General features: G+C 66.5%; 15 protein-coding genes and 1 pseudogene. 10 read left to right on the top strand and 6 right to left on the bottom strand.

What is annotated here, in order from left to right; translation table 11 throughout:
• The first annotated feature begins 199 nt into the window (after positions 1-199).
• The 7 genes and pseudogenes from KTR9_RS22715 (at position 200) to KTR9_RS22685 (ending at position 6181) form a co-directional block, all read left to right on the top strand.
• Positions 200-1486 (top strand): phosphatase PAP2 family protein, encoded by a 1287-nt coding sequence (locus tag KTR9_RS22715; protein ID WP_014928318.1) that lies wholly within the window; start codon positions 200-202, stop codon positions 1484-1486.
• Positions 1487-1503: 17 nt separating this feature from the next.
• Positions 1504-1980, top strand: coding sequence for a hypothetical protein (locus KTR9_RS22710; protein WP_014928317.1), 477 nt, complete (start codon positions 1504-1506; stop codon positions 1978-1980).
• A gap of 102 nt (positions 1981-2082) precedes the next feature.
• Entirely contained in the window at positions 2083-2754 is a 672-nt protein-coding gene (locus KTR9_RS22705) for a DUF305 domain-containing protein (protein WP_014928316.1), read from the top strand.
• A 176-nt stretch (positions 2755-2930) separates the two neighbouring features.
• The gene (locus KTR9_RS22700) at positions 2931-3998 is read left to right on the top strand and encodes a DNA polymerase III subunit beta family protein (protein WP_044507315.1); all 1068 of its coding nucleotides are present in this window, start codon (positions 2931-2933) and stop codon (positions 3996-3998) included.
• A gap of 68 nt (positions 3999-4066) precedes the next feature.
• The gene (locus tag KTR9_RS22695) at positions 4067-4576 is read left to right on the top strand and encodes a hypothetical protein (RefSeq protein WP_014928314.1); all 510 of its coding nucleotides are present in this window, start codon (positions 4067-4069) and stop codon (positions 4574-4576) included.
• Positions 4573-5573: pseudogene (locus KTR9_RS27105) on the top strand (IS481 family transposase). The gene KTR9_RS22695 and the pseudogene KTR9_RS27105 overlap by 4 nt, the downstream one beginning before the upstream one ends.
• 80 nt (positions 5574-5653) lie before the next feature.
• A complete protein-coding gene (locus tag KTR9_RS22685) occupies positions 5654-6181 on the top strand; it encodes a nitroreductase/quinone reductase family protein (protein ID WP_014928312.1) in 528 nt (175 codons plus the stop codon).
• 98 nt (positions 6182-6279) lie between these two features.
• On the opposite strand, the gene KTR9_RS22680 is transcribed toward KTR9_RS22685, so the two are convergent.
• The 3 genes from KTR9_RS22680 to KTR9_RS22670 all read right to left on the bottom strand — a co-directional run bounded on the left by KTR9_RS22680 (position 6280) and on the right by KTR9_RS22670 (position 8612).
• Positions 6280-6828: a hypothetical protein gene (locus KTR9_RS22680; RefSeq protein WP_044507312.1), complete on the bottom strand. Its 549-nt coding sequence runs from the start codon at positions 6826-6828 to the stop codon at positions 6280-6282.
• Between the two features lie 39 nt (positions 6829-6867).
• Positions 6868-7410, bottom strand: coding sequence for a hypothetical protein (locus KTR9_RS22675; protein ID WP_014928311.1), 543 nt, complete (start codon positions 7408-7410; stop codon positions 6868-6870).
• A 167-nt stretch (positions 7411-7577) separates the two neighbouring features.
• The gene (locus tag KTR9_RS22670) at positions 7578-8612 is read right to left on the bottom strand and encodes an aldo/keto reductase (protein ID WP_014928310.1); all 1035 of its coding nucleotides are present in this window, start codon (positions 8610-8612) and stop codon (positions 7578-7580) included.
• 105 nt (positions 8613-8717) lie between these two features.
• Between KTR9_RS22670 and KTR9_RS22665 the strand changes: the two genes are divergently transcribed.
• A complete protein-coding gene (locus KTR9_RS22665) occupies positions 8718-9407 on the top strand; it encodes a TetR/AcrR family transcriptional regulator (protein ID WP_014928309.1) in 690 nt (229 codons plus the stop codon).
• Positions 9408-9510: 103 nt separating this feature from the next.
• On the top strand, positions 9511-10353 hold the full coding sequence (locus KTR9_RS22660; protein WP_014928308.1) for an alpha/beta fold hydrolase: 843 nt from the start codon (positions 9511-9513) through the stop codon (positions 10351-10353).
• Between the two features lie 63 nt (positions 10354-10416).
• Here KTR9_RS22660 and KTR9_RS22655 read toward each other — a convergent pair whose 3' ends face one another.
• Together KTR9_RS22655 and KTR9_RS22650 are read right to left on the bottom strand one after the other, a co-directional pair.
• A complete protein-coding gene (locus KTR9_RS22655) occupies positions 10417-11487 on the bottom strand; it encodes a DUF4185 domain-containing protein (RefSeq protein WP_014928307.1) in 1071 nt (356 codons plus the stop codon).
• A gap of 78 nt (positions 11488-11565) precedes the next feature.
• On the bottom strand, positions 11566-12447 hold the full coding sequence (locus tag KTR9_RS22650) for an acyl-CoA thioesterase domain-containing protein (protein ID WP_014928306.1): 882 nt from the start codon (positions 12445-12447) through the stop codon (positions 11566-11568).
• Positions 12448-12554: 107 nt separating this feature from the next.
• On the opposite strand from KTR9_RS22650, the gene KTR9_RS22645 reads away from it, so the two are divergent.
• Positions 12555-13142, top strand: coding sequence for an HdeD family acid-resistance protein (locus KTR9_RS22645; protein WP_014928305.1), 588 nt, complete (start codon positions 12555-12557; stop codon positions 13140-13142).
• A gap of 96 nt (positions 13143-13238) precedes the next feature.
• Here KTR9_RS22645 and KTR9_RS22640 read toward each other — a convergent pair whose 3' ends face one another.
• On the bottom strand, positions 13239-17114 hold the full coding sequence (locus tag KTR9_RS22640) for a Pls/PosA family non-ribosomal peptide synthetase (RefSeq protein ID WP_014928304.1): 3876 nt from the start codon (positions 17112-17114) through the stop codon (positions 13239-13241).
• Positions 17115-17192 lie beyond the last annotated feature (78 nt).

Below are 17192 nucleotides of genomic sequence, written 5' to 3'. Positions count from 1 at the left end.
GATCCACAACACCCCGTCGGGCGAGGCGTCCGCGAAAACCGCTGTCGGCGCGCGTGGGCTGGGCGGCGCCGCGCCGAAACCACTCGAATCCGACATGCCTGACCGTCGGGGTCGCTCGCCAACAAGAGATGGCCATTACACTGACGGCAGGTTAAGTGGGTGGTTGCCCTGCGGGGTGTGACAGGCGGGGTTGTGTCGGGTGAGTGTCGACGAGACGATGGGCGTCCCGCAGCCGGGCAGAAGACCTTCAAAGCGCGACGAGCGCCAGAATCCCGAGACGACCGCCGAGACCGACTCCTCGCTGGACACCGAACGTGAGGACGCTGATCGCGAGGACACCGGTCCCGCGGGTGTGAATCCGGTCCTCGACGACTTGGCCGCGGCCGCCGAGATGGAGGCCGACCCGGAGAGCCGCCGCGATCTGACTATGGTCCGGCGCATCGCGATCGGCGCCTGGGTCGTGCTCATGGCGGTGCACGTCGCGCTCTATGGCCTCGCATTCGACCGCACGCGACTGATCGTCCTGATGTGTCTGGGACTCGCCGCCGCCTGTATCGGCCGGCGCAAGTTCATCACGATCCTCATCGACTGGGCGCCGTTCGCGCTGATCCTGATCCTCTACGACTGGACGCGCGACGTCGCGCGCATCGTCGACATGCCCACCCACTGGCATCTGGCGATCGATTTCGACGCCTGGCTGACCGGTGGTGTCAATCCCACGGCGTGGCTGCAGGAGAACCTCAAGCAGGCGACCCCGCCCTGGTGGGAGGTCATCGTCAGCGTTGTCTACATGTCCTACTTCATCATTCCGTACGCGGTCGCGGCGGTGCTGTGGCTGAAGGACCGGGCCGCATGGCGACGTTACGCGGCGTGCTTCGTGGCGACGACCTTCCTCGCCCTCGTCGGATACACCCTCGTCCCGGGTGCTCCGCCGTGGGCCGCCGCGCGATGCACCGCGGCCGAGGTCCAGGACTTCCCGCGCGACCCGATCTGCATGTACTCGCCCGAGGCGAAAGAACCCGGCGGGCTGCTGGGGCCGCTGGACAACGCGTACCCGGACGCCAATCCCTACGTCGAACGCATCTCCGCGCGGGGCTGGGGCTTCCTCAACATCCACGCCGCCTCGAACCTCGTCGAGGTCGGTCAGGGCAAGTCCAATCTGGTGGCCGCGATCCCGTCGTTGCACGCCGGTCTGACGATGCTCCTGGCCCTCTTCATGTGGCCACGCGTGAAGGCTCTGGGCAAAACACTGTTCATGGGCTACGCCTTCGCGATGGCGTTCGCCCTGGTGTACACCGCCGAGCACTACATCTTCGACATCGTGCTCGGGTGGGCGCTGGCCGCCGCGGTGGTGGCAACCTACCTGGTCATCGACCGCAAGATTCTGATCCCACGACAACGACGCCGGGCTGCCGAAGAGGCAGCGGGGGAGTCGGGAGACGATTCGGTCCCCGACGGCGCCAGGGCGTCGACGCCGGCGTCGTGAGCTCGTAACCTGGCACCGTGAGCCGCCGCCGTGGAACGGGTCGCGGTGCCGTACGCCGGCGCCGCGGGCTGGTTCTCGTGCTCGCTCTCGCCGTGATGCTGATGCACACGGTGGTGTCGGGTCACTCGGGTTCGCCGGCATCGTCCGCTTCGGCAGCGGGTCATTCTCAGGCCGGGCCATCCGGCGGCGACAGCGGGATGTCGCACCACGCCGGTCATTCGGCGCACAGCGGGTCGTCGACGATGAGCGCCGCGCCGGAGTTGACCGGCCCGGAGATGACCGACACCGACGACTGCGGCGAGCACTCGCACGACTGCGTCTTCATCCGCGCGGCGGGCGTCGATCTCCCGGCCGTGGTGCTCGTCCTCCTCGTCTGGTCGCTCGCGGCGCTGCCGCGCATCGCCGACATCGCTCGCCGCCGAACGACAGTCCTGGGTCGTCCGCCGCCGTGGGCCATCTACTCCCATCTGCAACTACAGGTGATCCGCTGCTGAGATGAGCGTCTGCGGACCGCTGGGTCCGCTCTGTCCTCATCTCTCCCATCCGGTCGGCCGTCGCGCCCGCCGGAAACTTCGACAGCAGCAAGGAACTCACTCATGCACACGTACAACACATCTCGACGCCGTATCCGGCCAGCGGCGGGAATCGGGCTGACCGCGGCGGCACTCATCGCGGTCGCCGGGTGCTCGCCGGACGAGTCGCCGGGTGGCACCACGGCCGATGCCACCTCGACCTCCGGGTCGGCGACGACCTCCGCGCCTGCGTCGACCGCTCACAACGAGGCCGACGTCGAATTCACCTCGACGATGATCGGACATCATCGCCAGGCCGTCATGATGGCTGAACTCGTCGAGGGCCGAACGGACAACGCGGAACTGATCGCCCTCGCGTCGACGATCGAGAAGGCCCAGGACGCCGAGATCGAGCAGATGGAGGACCGGCTCGAGAGCTGGGGCGAGCCAGGCGACGACCACGGGGACATGGGGCATGGTGACATGGGGAGCAGGGACATGGGCCATGACGGTCACTCCGCGATGCCCGGCATGCTCACCCCGGACCAGATGGCCGCCCTACGCGACGCACGCGGTGGGGAGTTCGACCGGCTGTGGCTCGAGGGCATGATCCGGCACCACGAAGGCGCCATCGCGATGGCCGATGCGGTACTCGCCGACGGCGTCAACCCTGCGACGAAAGCCCTTGCCCAAGAGGTCAAGCGAACCCAGCAGGCGGAGATCGACCAGATGAAGGGGATGCTCGGCCAGAGCTGAGCCCCAACCGACGACGCCGGGGCGGTTGGGTCCGGAGACGGACGTCAACCGCCCCGACGTGTCGGTGGGTCACCTACCGACGGCTCTAGTTGTTGCGGGCCAGCACGTTGTTGACGCGGAACATCGGCCGGATTGGGGTTTGACCTTCAAGTTGGTTGAGGCCTGATGATGTTCCTGTGAGTGACCCGAGATTGATGTCGATTGGCGAGTTCGCAAAGCTCGCTGAATTGACGACAAGCGCGTTACGGTTTTACGACGACGCAGGGCTGCTTCGGCCTGAGCTCGTCGACCCACTGACTGGCTACCGGTTGTACAGCGATGCCCAGCTCGAACCCGCCCTGCAGCTGCGGCGACTACGCGAGGTTGGCATGCCGCTGTCTGCTATCGGTACGTTCTTCACGGCGGGCGACGACGAAAAGGCACGTCTGATTGATGATCAGATTGCCAGGGTCGCCGCCGACACCGTCGGTATGTACCAGGTTGCTGCAGCGCTGAAGGCATCCCTCGGAGAGGGCGCCCACATCACTGTGTGCGAGCTTTCGGGGCCGGTGCTCGCGGCCGCTGTCGATCAGGTACTCGCTACCACCGTTCACGATCGACACATCCCAGTTCTCGGTGGTGTGCGAATGGAAACCGACCTTGATTCGGTGTCGCTGACAGCGACCGACCGGTACCGCCTGGCGACACGAACACTGTTCCCGGACAAACCGTTTGCCGGTTCATGGGCGGGGACGCTCGCTGGTGAAGATCTGCAGGGCGCGATCTCGCGACTGCGGCGAAGTCCCCGTGTGATTGCCGAGGCGGGTGAACGAACCCTGACCTTTCGCATGGTCGACGGCACCGTGGCGCACTGCCGGCTCTTAACCGAGACGTTCCCTGACTACAAAATGCTGATTCGTTCCCTTGCATTGGTGACGCACCGTGTCACCATCGACAATCAGCAGATTCTCACCGCACTGGAACAAACTGCGCCAGACACGGTCGGCCTCGAGGTGATCGACAGCAAACCGGTTCTCCTGCTGCCCGACGCCAGAATTGACCTCAACGGCTCGGCGACAGGTCCCGACCTCACACTCTGGTTCGAGCTCACAACGCTGTATCCAGCGTTGGGTCATACCGTCGGCAACGACGTAATGCTCGACCTCCGCGGGCCCGACCAGCCGGCCACAGTCCGATCGGCTGACGCCGGCGATCTCACCGTACTCGTGATGCCCTGCCGTCACCCTTCCTCGATCACCGGCTGAACCACGCCTAGAGCCGACGCCGAAAGCATGCCGTACACCGCCGAAAACAGCAAGGACTGAATAACGCCATGACCACGAACGCAGCTATGCCTGACCCGACAATGGAATCCATCGGCAAAGCCGTGACTATCGGCCGCGAAGGCGACACCGAGTCGGCTCGACGAGACCTCCTCGATATTTGGAACCGAATCGGGGTGGACGGTGACCCGTTCCATCGCTGCACTCTCGCGCATTACCTCGCCGACTTATACGACAGCCCTGCCGTGGCACTCATGTGGGATGTCCGGGCTTTTGATGCCGCCGCCACAATTACCAATCACCGGGCTCAGCAGCACCATGCAAGCCTCCAAGTGGCGGGCTTCTACCCGAGCTTGCTGCTGAACATTGCCGACAACCTCCGCCGACTGGGCTCGTTCGAGGCAGCTACCGATTACATCGATCGCGCTGGACAGCACACTTCCGCCCTGGCGCGAGATGGCTACGGCGACATGATCCGCACAGCCATCAACGAGGTGCGCCAGGCCATAAGCGCCCATGACACCACGCCCCGGCCCTCGGCACCAAGTGCGACACAATGACCCATACCAACGCGCCCCTGTCGATTAAGGTGCGTCGCCGTCTTGTGAAACGGTGTCAAAACCGTCCGATCGCGCACGTCGCCGCGGAAATGGGCATCTCCGGGGCGTGTGTGTCGAAGTGGGTCAACCGTTACCGCCGTTACGGTGAAACCGGTCTGCAAGATCGTGCCTCGACACCGTGTCGGCAACCGCGCGCTACGCCGCCGGAAGTGGTTGCCCAGGTTGAGCAGTGGCGACGTGAACACAAGTGGTCAGCTTCCCGAATCGCCTTCGAGCTCAATCAGGACGGCATAGCGATCAGCCGTCGTACTGTCACTCGGACACTCGCCCGACTCGGCCTGCACCGCCGAAGATTCATCGACCCCAACGTCGAAGGCAATCGTAAACCGCAGGCCATCGTCGCGAAACGACCCGGTCACATGGTGCACCTGGACGTGAAGAAGGTTGGGCGCATCCCAGACGGCGAAGGTTGGCGCGTCCACGGCCGCGACTCCGAACAAGCCAAGGCCGCATCACGAACAAAGACCAAGACCGGCAGGCGCGGATACGTCTACCTGCACTCCGCCGTGGACGGACACACTCGCCTCGCCTACACCGAAGCACTGCCGGACGAAAAGGCGGTCACCGCAATCGGATTTCTACACCGGGCCCACGCACGGTTATTAGCGCACGCTATCAACAGAATCGAGCAGATCGTCACCGACAACGGAGCCTGCTATCGCGCCGTGACCTTCTCTCACGCACTGCTCGGCGAACAACACAAAAGGACCCGCCCATACACCCCGCGCCACAACGGTAAAGTCGAGCGCCATAACCGAATCTCGCCGAAGAGTTCCTCTACGCCCGCGTCTGGAACTCTGAAGAACAACGAGAACGGGCACTTCAAGTCTGGAACGTGCACTACAACTACCACCGCCCCCACGGCGCTGCCGCCGGTAGACCGCCGGCCTCCCGAGCCCCGGCTGGCGTAGCGAACGTCATGGCCTCATACATCTAGTTGGCGACGCGGCAGGACGAGTTTTCGTATCGAATCGAGTTAGGACCGTAACTGTCCTAACTCGACGACACACTCGGATCATGAGTGAAATCGAATCGACTGCAGGACAGCCCGATCAGACCACTATCACCGACTACGACGATCCGAACGCGCCGTGGAACCAGGCGTGGGACCAAGAGGGCGGCATCGCCAACTGGAACGATGATGTGATCAAGGAGTTTCGGGAGAACGCGGGCAAGGTGGCCGGCGCTTACGCAGGCACCGACCTCATCCTGCTCACCACCATCGGGGCCAAGAGCGGAAAGCCACACACGACTCCACTGGGACCCTGCTACCGCGACGACACCATGTACGTGAGCTCGTTCATCGAGGACAAGTACCCGGCATGGTGGTACAACATCAAGGCGAATCCACAGGTCAGGATCGAGTTCCGGGACAAAACCCACCAGGGGACCGGCAAGGTGCTCGAAGGCGTGGACTATGACGAGTTCGCAGCCTGGGTGCTGGCCAACAACCCACTGCTGGCGGACTTCCAGTCCAAGGTCGAGCGCCCCATCCCGCTGGTCGTGCTCACCATCGCCGGCGAGGGCTGGGCGCTCCCCACGTGACCTGAGCGCGGGGAGTTCGGCGTGTTCACGCGGCAATCGGATCTGGCGCGCCTGGGGTCGACCACAGCCACGGCGGTTCGGACGCTGGGGGAGGTGTCTCAGGAGGTGAGTCGGACGGCGCCGAGGCCGGAGCATTCCATGTAGGGCACGGGTGTGCCGCCTTGGTAGCAGTTCCAGGTGCTTCCGGCGACGGTGACTGTGATGGGGAACTGGGCGCCGGTGGCGCGTTGAGCGCCCAGGGCCGATGACACCGATTGGGCGGTGGCGCAGTCGGGTCCGAAGGCCCATATGGCCAGGCCGTTGTAGCCGGCCCCGCAGTAGGTGCCTGCGGCGGAGGGTTCGTTGGGATCGGTAGGGCGTTCGGCGGCTGGGGGTGCTCCCTGGTCGGGTGTGGGACCGGTCGCCTCGGTGGGCTGCGGTTGATCCGGGGCGTCGACGCCGGGGTCGATGCCGGTTTCGGCGCCGGGGGCACCGCGGGGAGCTGCAGTGGATTCACCGGCCGCCGATGTGCTGGTGCTGCCCGTGGCTGCGCTGCCCGGCGCTGACGGTGACTGGGGTGGGGTGTCGGTGGGGTCGCTGGTACAGCCGGCAAGTGCGAGCGCCGTGGCGGCGGCCGCGACGGCGGTGAGTGTGCGGATATGCCTCATCGGTTGTGCCCCTTGCTGTCTGGTGGTGGGTCGTAGGGGTTAGGGCACGAGGAGTGCGTTGAGGCCGGGAATGATGTTGTTGGCCACGGTGCCGCTGTACTGCTCGCGCAGCACGGTCACGGTCGATACGAGGGGTCCTGCCCCGGTCGGTGCTGATGCTGTGGTGGGCAGGGTGGAGGGGTATCCCGTGAGGGGGATGGTGCCGGGGGCGAAGTTCGGTCGCTGCCAGTGCCTCAGGTTCACCGTGCCGGTTGCACCGGTGGTGAGGTTACGCCACGCCACCTGCACGTACTGGTAGGCGTAAAAGGTGTTGTAGTGCGCCAGGTTGGCGACCGCAAATGACACCGATGATCCGGCGGCGGGTCGGGCGGTCACGAGTGTTTGGCGAAACAATCCACCTCCCACATAGCCCGGGCCGACATTCGGGCCGCTGATCGCCGGGAGGGCGAACGTCAATTCCGGTGCGGCGACCGGGGTTGCGGGGTCTGGGGTCGCTGATGCTGTCGGAGCGATGGCGATCGATACTGCTGCGGCGCCGGCCATGGCGATCCCGGCAGCGGTTGCTCGGATGCGGTGGAGCATGGGTGGGTCCTCACTGTTGAAGAAGCAAAGATGGAAGGAAGTGCAGCAAGACTTTGCTACATCGAACCCCCTTGTGATGATGGTCGCCCCCGCCTCGCTGGGTGTTACCGCGTCCGATGATCGAACGACGAGCTGAACAGTCTCCATGGCGTCCGCCGGAATGTGTGTTACACGGTGGGCGGGTTGAGCAGGGCGAAGCCTTCCTGTCGTCGGTAGGGGAAATAGGGGTAGGGCGCCTCGACTGCCGAGGCGTCGTCGAGGTAGCGGACCTGTTCGGTGGTCAGTGACCATCCGGCCGCGCCGAGGTTGTCCAGGAGCTGGGAGTCGTTGCGGGCGCCGATGATCACGCTGGACACGGTGGGTCTGCGGCTGAGCCAGTTGAGGGCGACTTGCGCGACGGTGTGACCGGTCTCTTCGGCGACGTGGTCGAGGGCGTCGACCACGGTGTAGAGGTGTTCGTCATCGACCGGTGGGCCGGCGTCCGCGGTGGAATGCAATCGACTCGTCGGTGGCAGGGGCGCGTCGCGCCGTATGCGTCCGGTCAGCCGACCCCAACCGAGGGGACTCCACACGATCGCGCCGACGCCCTCGGCGGCGCCGAGCGGCATCAGCTCCCATTCGTAGTCGCGCCCGATCAGCGAGTAATACACCTGATGAGCGACATGCCGTGGGGCGTTGCGTCGGTCGGCGGTCGACAGTGAACCCATCAACTGCCAGCCCGAGAAGTTGGACACACCGGTGTAGCGCACCTTGCCGCTGCGCACGAGCACATCCAGCGTGTCGGTGACCTCGTCGAGGGGGGTGGCGGCATCGAAGGCGTGCAGCTGAAACAGGTCGATCCAGTCGGTGTCGAGGCGCCGCAGCGCTGCGTCGACGGCGTTGATCAACCGCGTGCGGGAGGTCCCGCGATCGGATGGGCCCGCACCGATGGGCAACGCGGCTTTCGTCGACAGCACGACACGATCGCGCCGACCGCGTAGTGCCGCACCCAACACTTCTTCGGATGCGCCGTCGGAGTACACATCAGCTGTGTCGAACAGGGTGACACCGGCATCCAGACACAGATCGACGAGCCGGCGCGCGGCCACGACGTCGGTGTCTCCCCACGCGCCGAAGAACTCACCCCGTCCGCCGAATGTGGCGGCACCAAAACCGAATTCCGAGACCACCAGACCAGAACGGCCCACCTGTCGATACTCCATACCCACTCCTTAACGGGATAACAGAACCATTAGCAACGATACCTGCCGAACATCATAAATGGAACTGGGTTCCCGATAAGGCGTGCGCGGTCGTAGTATGAAGTCATGGCTCAGTCCCGCCCGAGTGCCGCCCCCGTCGCTGTTCATCCGGTCGCTGCTCGCCCCGGCGGGCGCACCGCTGCAGTACGCAAGGCGGTGCTGACCGCGACTGAAGACGCGCTCATCGAGCACGGCTTCGCCGGAATCGACCTGCCCTCGATCGCTCGGTCGGCGGGGGTGGGAAAGACCACGATCTACCGCCGGTGGGGGACGGCTCAAGCTCTGGTGGCCGACCTGCTCGATGACATGGCCACAGGATCGGTGTCCGCGACACGAACCGGTGATCTGGACGCCGATCTGAGCGCCAACGCCGAACTGCTCGTACGGACGCTCACACACCCACGTCAAGGGCCTCTGTTCGCTGCGCTGATCGCCGCAGCCACCCACGATCGGGACACCAAGACCGCACTGGCCAAGTTCTACCGGCGACGCGTCGAGGAATGGTCGCTACCGATCCTCGACGCCATTGACCGCGGCGACGTTCCCGCAAACACCGACGCGACAGCCGTCGTACGCCACCTGTCATCGCCGCTGTACTACCAATTTCTCACCACCACAACACCACTCGATGACAATGCCGCCGAGCTGGCGGTACGCACCACACTTGCGGCATTGCATGCACACTGCTTCACTCGGTCCGGTGCCGCACCGACCTCGCCCGCAGCTGCGACGACATCCCCGCGTCCGAGGCGATAGAGCACTGACGCCCTCTTGGCGCTCCTGAGTGCAGCAACCACCGCTGAGTTCGCGCCTGGCGGTCTATCCATCCCGATACCCCAGAGAGGTCGAGTTCTGACTCATGGACACCGAACTGCCGCGGCCGCACTACCTCACCGTCGACGGAATACGTGTTGCGACGTACGTTTTCGAGCCCACGCACCAGGCCGTTGGAGAGGTTGTGATGTGTCACGGCACCCCCTGGTCTGCGCGTGTATGGGCTGAGGTAGCCCGCCATGTCGGTCGCGATCGCCGCGTGTTCCTGTGGGACATGCCGGGATACGGCCAATCGATCACCCCCGATGCGCCACTCGACCTGACAACCCAGATGTCGAGATTCGCCCAGGTGCAGTCGTTGTGGGGCGTTACCCGGCCGCATGTCGTTGCTCATGACATCGGCGGTGCGGTCGCGTTGGGCGCCCATCTACTCCGCGATTGCGGGTATGCATCGTTGTTTCTCTGGGACATCGTGACCCTCGATCCATGGGGATCACCGTTCTTCCGCCTGGTCGCTGACCATCCAGAGGTGTTTGCTCAACTTCCCGACGCTCTGCACGCCGCGCTGGTACGCGAGTACATCGCCGGAGCCATACCCCACGGACTGCCCGCAGAGCAGCTCGATGCGCTCGTCCAGCCATGGCTCGGCGGGAACGGCCAAGCCGGCTTCTATCGGCAGATCGCGGCCCTGCGACCAGAGCACACCAGGCCCGTCGTGGAACGACTGTCACAGGTGCGGTGTCCCACCCGCATCGGTTGGGGCGCCGATGATCCATGGATTCCCGTCGAGCAAGCCACCCGGTTACAACAACTACTACCCGGCCGTCCCGACCTGGTCACGCTCGACGGCGTCGGTCATCTCGCCCCCATGGAATCCGCGGCGCAAGTCGCACAGGCCATCGACGACTGGCTTGGAGAATTCGCGTGAGCCGACCGGATCACGGGACGGTGATGTCCATCTCCCGACGTGTCGGGGGTGGGCAGTGGTAGGTCAGCCGCGGCGCAGCGGTAGCCGCATCAGGTAGACCTGGTACCCGATGGAGATCGAGTAGGTGAAGTAGAGGGTGCTGCCCTTCGACCACGGGTGGATGTAGGGTGCGTAACCCGTGTACGGGTCCACCGAGGGTGCGACGATCTCGCCGGAAGTCCACGGGCCCCAGGGCTTGTCGGCGGTGCGCAGGGTGACGCCGACATCCTGGCTGGCCAGTGAGATGTACTTGCCGAGGTAGTCGTTCCACTGCACCGACAGCTCGCCTGTCGGCGCGCCCATCACCGGGGTGGCGGCATCGGGGTTGTTCGGTACCCAATTGCCGTAGGAGAAGTACTGCCACTTCCCGAGCTTCTCGATGTCCTTCTCGTCGACGCGGGCGAGATAGACTCCGCCCCAACGTCCGTCGGGCGTCCCGTAGTAATAGATGGTCTTGCCGACCTTGAGGAAGGCGCCCATCTGGAACTTCTTGTTGCCGCCCCCGTTGGGACGGAACGAATTCACCGCACGCCAGTTCTCCCCGTTGTCGGCGGAGGAGACCAGACCGGCCCAGTTGGTGGTCCAGATGCCGGGCGAGTCCCAACGTTTGACCGACATCACGGTCATGTACTGCTTGCCGTTGGCGGCCACCCCCGCGGTCGGGATGATCGTGACCTCGCGGCGGACGTTCGGCTTCAGCAGACGCTTCGCATGGCCGGGGCGGCCGGCATGCGAGGTGAACGTCATCCCGTCGTTCAGATGCCTGTCGGTGCTGCGGAGCAGGACGTTGGACCGCCAGTAGAAGAGCTCGCCGTACAACAGGGACCACCCGTTGAACGACTGGGTGTCACCGAACGCGGTGAGGATCTCGCCGCGGCCGTTGTCCCACATGACACCGAGATCGGTACCGACGATGTTGAACCGCCCGATGGTGTCGTTCATCGCGAACGGGCCGGTCAACCGGTTGACGATGGTCGCCGGACCGTTGGCATGCGGGGCGGCGTGCGCGGGTGAGGCGGCCAGGGTGGTCGTCAAGGCCAGGGCCAATACGGAGACGACAAGACCCAGGAAGAGCCGTGAGAGGCGCCGTGTCATGGCCGTGACCTTATCAAGACCTGAGATATATGTGTGAGGTGCACTACGGTGCTTCGCGAGCCTAATGGCTGTGTGTCCTCAGGCTTCTCGAAAGCGTTCGGAGATGTCGACGGTGGTGAAGTCGATCTGTGCGGCCGCATTGTTCACCGCGGTCACGAGGGCGGTCCCGAACATGCCGTCGGCATCGTAGAGCCCGGCGGTGCTCACCGAGACGCCGTCGTCCTCGATGTGCAGGTCGGCCTCGACGCCGACCCGCCCATCCGACGGCAAACGGCTCAGCGCGACGGTCAGATCGCAGTTGATGAAGCCGATGCCCGCGCTGCCCCAGTTCGAGACGAAGCTCGCGGCCTCGGCGCTGACGACCGCGCTCTGAAACGGCGTGGGTTTCTCCCCGGTCACGATGGGCGCGGCGCGGGACCACCGTCGCTTGCGGTGCGCGTTCTGATGAGCCGCCATGTCCCGTCCCCACTCGCCGACGGCCCCGGCCGTGGCGTCGGAGGCGAACCGGGGGAAGAGGTCGTCGTCCTCGGCGGCCACCGCGGGCGGGTGGAAGGTGACCGTTTCGGCCGGACGATGCCACCGTTGCCCGGGCGGGTTGCTCGAGGTGCGCAGGAACACGGTGGAACCGCGGGCGACGACGACCTCGTCGCCATCCTCCGGATGCTGTACGACCTCGACGTCGACGACCCGGATGCGTCCGCCGGATCGCACCGGGCGGACCCGTGTCGAGGTGACGATGTCGCGCGCGGCCCGGAAGAGATCGATGGTGCACCGGGCGGGTAGGAACTCGTCCCCGCCGAACTCGATCTCGACCGCGCGCGCGGCGAGGCCGCACACCGACGGACCGTTCAGGGTCCCGGGTGCCCACGGGCTGGCGGCGAAGCGGGTCGGACGGTACCGGATCCCGCGGTCGGCCCCGCCGGTTCCGCTGATCGGCTCGAAGTAAGCGATATCGGTCATCGTTACTTGTTACCCCGTGTTCATTCGCGTCGACGACGACGGTCGGGTTTGTGCCACTCCTGCGCGAATAGCGCGCCGGATCCTCCTGCGGCGGATAACCTCCGACCATGACCTTCGCCACGGTGTACACCAAACACTTCCCCGACGAACTGGTCGGTGCCGTGCGCACGGCACTGATCATCACGTCGATCGTCGGCATCGTGATCGGGGTCGTCGCGATCCTGTGGCCCGGGCCGACCATCGTCGTCGTTGCAATGCTGTTCGCGATCTCGCTGATCATCGCCGGCATCTTCCGCATCTACCAGGCCTTCGCGGCGTCGTTCCTGAGCACCGGGGTCCGGGTGATGCTGGGGATCGTCGGCGCAATCGTGCTGCTGGCCGGTGTGATCGCACTGTTCAGCCCGGGCGATGCCGTGTGGCTGCTCGCGGTGTTCATCGGGATCGGCTGGATCTTCCAGGGCGTCGCCGACCTGTACGCGGCGATCACCAAGTCCGGTCATTCCCCGACCTGGTTCCTGATCCTGTCGGGCATCGTCGCGATCATCGCCGGCATCGTGATGATGGTGCTGCCCGCGTTCTCGCTCGAGGTGCTCGCCCTGGTCGGCGGCATCATGCTCGTCGCCCTGTCGATCGCCACACTCCTCACGCTGCCCAAGAAGGTCGAGCAGCCGGCCGCCGGAGAGCCCGCGGTCTGATCCGCACCCCTCCGCCGGTTGAGCTTCCCTCTGCCGGTTGCAGCTTCACTCTGCCGGTTGAGCTTCCCTCTGCCGGTTGAGCTTGTCGAAACCCCGTCAGCGCGGCCAGGGAGCGATGGGGTTTCCCTGCCAGCGGGTGTGCGCCGGGACGACATCACCACGCATGACCAGCGACGCGGGTCCGACGGTCGCCGAGTCGCCGAGTCCGGATGCGGGCAGGGCGACGCAGTGCGGGCCGAGGGTCGCACCCGCACCCAGGGTGACGCGATCGATGGCCATCACCCGGTCGTGGAACAGGTGGGTCTGCACCACGCAGCCGCGTTGCACGGTCGCGCCGTCGCCGAGGGTGACGAGGTCGGCCTCCGGCAACCAGTAGGTCTCGCACCAGACGCCGCGACCGATCTTCGCGCCGAGCATCCGCAACCACAGGTTGAGGATCGGTGTACCGGTCGCGGCGTTGGCGAACCAGGGGGCCGCAACGGTTTCGACGAAGGCGTCGGACAATTCGTTCCGCCAGACGAACGAACTCCACAACGGATGCTCGCTCACCCTGATGCGTCCGACGACGAGCCATTTCGCCGCGGCGGCGGTGACACAGGCGATCGCGCCGACGACCAGCAGCAGCAGGCCGCTCACCAGGGCTGCGACCCCGTAATGCACGTGTACCGCCACATATTGCAGCGCGAGCAGCAGGCCGATACCCAGCCCGAACGACACCATGACGGGCACCAGGCGCAGCGTCTCGATGAGTGAGCGGGCGACCTTCAGCGTGGCCGATGGCTCGAAGGTGCGCGAGGTGTCGGTCTCGGCGGCGGTCCGGCGCAGACGTACCGGCGGGCTGCCGAGCCAGCTCGACCCCGACTTCGCCCGGTCAGGTGTCGCCGAGAGCACCGCCACCAGACCGTTCTTGGGGACCTTGCGGCCGGGACCGGTCATGCCGGAGTTGCCGAGGAAGGACCTCTTGCCGATCTTCGCCTCGTCGATGTGCAGCCAGCCGCCACCGAGTTCGTAGGACGCGACCATCGTGTCGTCGGCGAGGAAGGCGCCGTCGCCGATGGTGGTGAACCGGGGGAGTACGAGTGCGGTCGAGATCTCGGTCCCCGCACCGACCTTCGCGCCGAGGATACGGAACCAGATCGGTGTCAGCAGGCTCGCGTACAGCGGGAACAGGTAGGTGCGCGCGGCGTCGAGGAGGCGTTCGGTGATCCACACCTGCCAGCCGACGCGGGAACGCACCGGGTGGTAGCCGGTGTTCAGGCCCAGCGAGGCGAGCCGGACCAGGGCCGCGGTGATCGCGGCGAACACGAAGAGGCTCGTGACGGTGGCCGCGGGCAGCAGGATCAGCGCGCGAATCCCGGCGTCCCGCAGGCGGTCCGCGGTCAATGCCCAGGACCCGATCACCGCCAGGCCCGACGCCAGCGAGATCAACGGGATCGCGGCCAGCCCCAGTGAGGACAGGCCGAAGACCGGCACCCACCACGTCGCCCGTGGGGGCCGGTGGTCGGGCCAGGGATGTTCGGCCTTCCCGATCTTCGCCGCGGGCGAACCGGCCCAGTGCTGGCGGGCCTTGACCCGGCCGAACACCGCCGACCCGGGGGCGACGACGGCGTCGCGTCCGACGACCGCGCCCGGGGTGAGTGTCGACCGGGCGCCGATCGACGCCCCGCGTTTGATCGCGATCTCACCGATGTGGACGTCGTCGCCGTCGATCCACCAGCCGGAGATGTCGACCTCGGGTTCGACGGACACGCCGTCGCCGACCGTGAGCAGCCCGGTGACCGGTGGGATGGTGTGCAGGTCGACGCCGCGCCCGATCGTCGCACCGAGGGCCCGCGCGAGATAGATCATCCACGGCGCCCCGGACAGATTGGCGGCACCGCTGGCGTCGAGGAGGCGCTCGGCCACCCAGAGCCGCAGGTGCACGTTGCCGCCGCGTGGGTACACGCCCGGAGAGACGCGGGCGAGGAGTACTCGCGCGCCGACGGCCGCGATGCACATGCGTCCGGGTGGGGTGATGAAGACCAGGAACGCCGCCAGCAGGACCCACCAGTTGATCTCGACCAGCCACTCGACCGTGCGGTCCATCCGCTCGGCGGTGAGGACCGCGAGGTTGTTGACCACGCCGAGCCACGTCGCCCACTGAAGTCCGGTGAGCGTCGTCAGCGGGAGGGTCAGTGCGAGCTGTGCCAGCCCGGCCGAGCGCGGGGTCGGTTCGATGTGGCGTTCGTCGATGCTCGTCGTCGGGCGGCGGGCGCCGAGCATCTCGGCCATGGATCCCAGGCGCGGGTGGTCATAGAGGTCGGCCACCGAGATGTCGGGATACCGTTCGCGGACAGCGGTGACGAGCTGTGCCGCGGCCAGTGATCCGCCGCCCTCGGCGAAGAAGTCGACATCGGGGCTGGAGACGGTCAGACCGAGGACATCGGTCCACAGTTGCGCCAGCCACAGCTCGGTCTCGCTGAGTTCTACGTCGTCATCCACTGGTCTGCCGCTGCCTGGCAGGGGCCAGGGCAGCGCATCACGATCAACCTTTCCCGAAGTGCGCGTGGGCAATTCGTCGACAAGGGCAAGAGTGGGCACCATGGCGGCGGGCAGTTGGCGCCGCAATTCGGCGTGCGCGCCGGCCACGTCGAAGCCGGGGTCGGCGGACACGAGATAACCGACGAGCAGGCTGTTGCCGGCCGCGGATTTGCGGACCGCGGCCGCTGCCCCACTCACCCCGGGCAGGTTCTGCAGCGCGTTGTCGATCTCGCCGAGTTCGATGCGCCGGCCGCCGACCTTCACCTGGTCGTCGGCGCGGCCCATGAACAGCAGGCCCGCGGTGTCCAGCCGCACCAGATCGCCACTGCGGTAAGCACGTTCCCAGCCGAGCGTCGGCATCGGAGCGTACTTCTCCGCATCCTTCGCGGGATCGAGATACCGGGCCAGGCCGACGCCGCCGATCACCAGTTCACCGACCTCGCCTTCGGCCACCGGTTGGCCCTGGGCGTCGACGACAGCGAGATCCCAACCGCGCAAGGGCAATCCGATCCGTACCGGACCGCCGCCGCCCAGTGGTGCGGCGCAGGCGACGACCGTCGCCTCGGTCGGGCCGTAGGTGTTCCAGACCTCACGGCCCGGGACGGCGAGCCGGTCGGCGAGCTCGGGCGGGCAGGCCTCGCCGCCGAAGATCAACAGCCGCACCGCTTCCAGGGCTTCGGGCGGCCACAGCGAGGCCAGCGTGGGCACCGTCGACACGACGGTGATGTCCCGCGCCACCAGCCACGGTCCGAGGTCCATGCCGCTGCGTACCAGCGAGCGCGGTGCGGGTACCAGGCACGCGCCGTTGCGCCACGCGAGCCACATCTCCTCGCAGGACGCGTCGAAGGCGACCGACAGCCCGGCCAGGACCCGGTCGTGGGGGCCGATCGGGGCGTCCGGGAGGAACATGGCCGCCTCGGCGTCGACGAAAGCCGCGGCGTTGCGGTGGGTGACCGCGACGCCCTTGGGCTTGCCGGTCGACCCGGAGGTGAAGATGATCCACGCATCGTCCTCGGGTGTGGGGCGGGCCGGGGGTTCCGCGGACGTCGAAGCCGTCGACGCCGTTCTCGTCGAACGGGGTCCGCCCGCGTCGACGATGGCGTCGACGTCGGCCTCGCCGAAGACGAGCTCGGCGCGTTCGTCCGGGTCGTCGGCGTCGACCGGCACGTAGGCGGCGCCCGCGTAGAGGGTTGCCAGGATCGCGACATAGAGGTCTCGCGAGCCCGAGGGCATCCGGATGCCGACCCGGCTGCCACGCCCGACGCCGGCCTCGCCGAGACGCGCGACGGTGCGGCGGACCACAGCCAGCAACTGGCCGTAGGTCAGGGTCATCTCGCCGTCGTCGATGGCCGCCGCGTCCGGGTGTGCACGGGCGGTGGCGGTGAGTACGTCGCAGAGGGTGCGAGGGGGGTCTGCCTGCGCAGACAGCAGGAACTGGGGTGGGATCGGCACCTAACCGGCACCTGCCGGGCACATCCGCGATGGGGTCACGAGTCCGAGAATATAGCCGACGAAGGTGACCGACCGGCC

Origin of the sequence: Gordonia sp. KTR9 (assembly GCF_000143885.2) — a bacterium.
GTDB lineage: Bacteria > Actinomycetota > Actinomycetes > Mycobacteriales > Mycobacteriaceae > Gordonia.
Note: the sequence above shows the minus strand (reverse complement) of the source record. Positions and strands in the feature narration are given on the sequence as shown.

Excerpts from the sequence above, each read along its gene's own strand:
- KTR9_RS22705 (WP_014928316.1), top strand. The coding sequence starts at position 2,083 with ATGCACACGTACAACACATCTCGACGCCGTATCCGGCCAGCGGCGGGA.
- KTR9_RS22695 (WP_014928314.1), top strand. The coding sequence starts at position 4,067 with ATGACCACGAACGCAGCTATGCCTGACCCGACAATGGAATCCATCGGC.
- KTR9_RS22685 (WP_014928312.1), top strand. The coding sequence starts at position 5,654 with ATGAGTGAAATCGAATCGACTGCAGGACAGCCCGATCAGACCACTATC.
- KTR9_RS22680 (WP_044507312.1), bottom strand. The coding sequence starts at position 6,828 with ATGAGGCATATCCGCACACTCACCGCCGTCGCGGCCGCCGCCACGGCG.
- KTR9_RS22675 (WP_014928311.1), bottom strand. The coding sequence starts at position 7,410 with ATGCTCCACCGCATCCGAGCAACCGCTGCCGGGATCGCCATGGCCGGC.
- KTR9_RS22670 (WP_014928310.1), bottom strand. The coding sequence starts at position 8,612 with ATGGAGTATCGACAGGTGGGCCGTTCTGGTCTGGTGGTCTCGGAATTC.
- KTR9_RS22665 (WP_014928309.1), top strand. The coding sequence starts at position 8,718 with ATGGCTCAGTCCCGCCCGAGTGCCGCCCCCGTCGCTGTTCATCCGGTC.
- KTR9_RS22660 (WP_014928308.1), top strand. The coding sequence starts at position 9,511 with ATGGACACCGAACTGCCGCGGCCGCACTACCTCACCGTCGACGGAATA.
- KTR9_RS22655 (WP_014928307.1), bottom strand. The coding sequence starts at position 11,487 with ATGACACGGCGCCTCTCACGGCTCTTCCTGGGTCTTGTCGTCTCCGTA.
- KTR9_RS22650 (WP_014928306.1), bottom strand. The coding sequence starts at position 12,447 with ATGACCGATATCGCTTACTTCGAGCCGATCAGCGGAACCGGCGGGGCC.
- KTR9_RS22645 (WP_014928305.1), top strand. The coding sequence starts at position 12,555 with ATGACCTTCGCCACGGTGTACACCAAACACTTCCCCGACGAACTGGTC.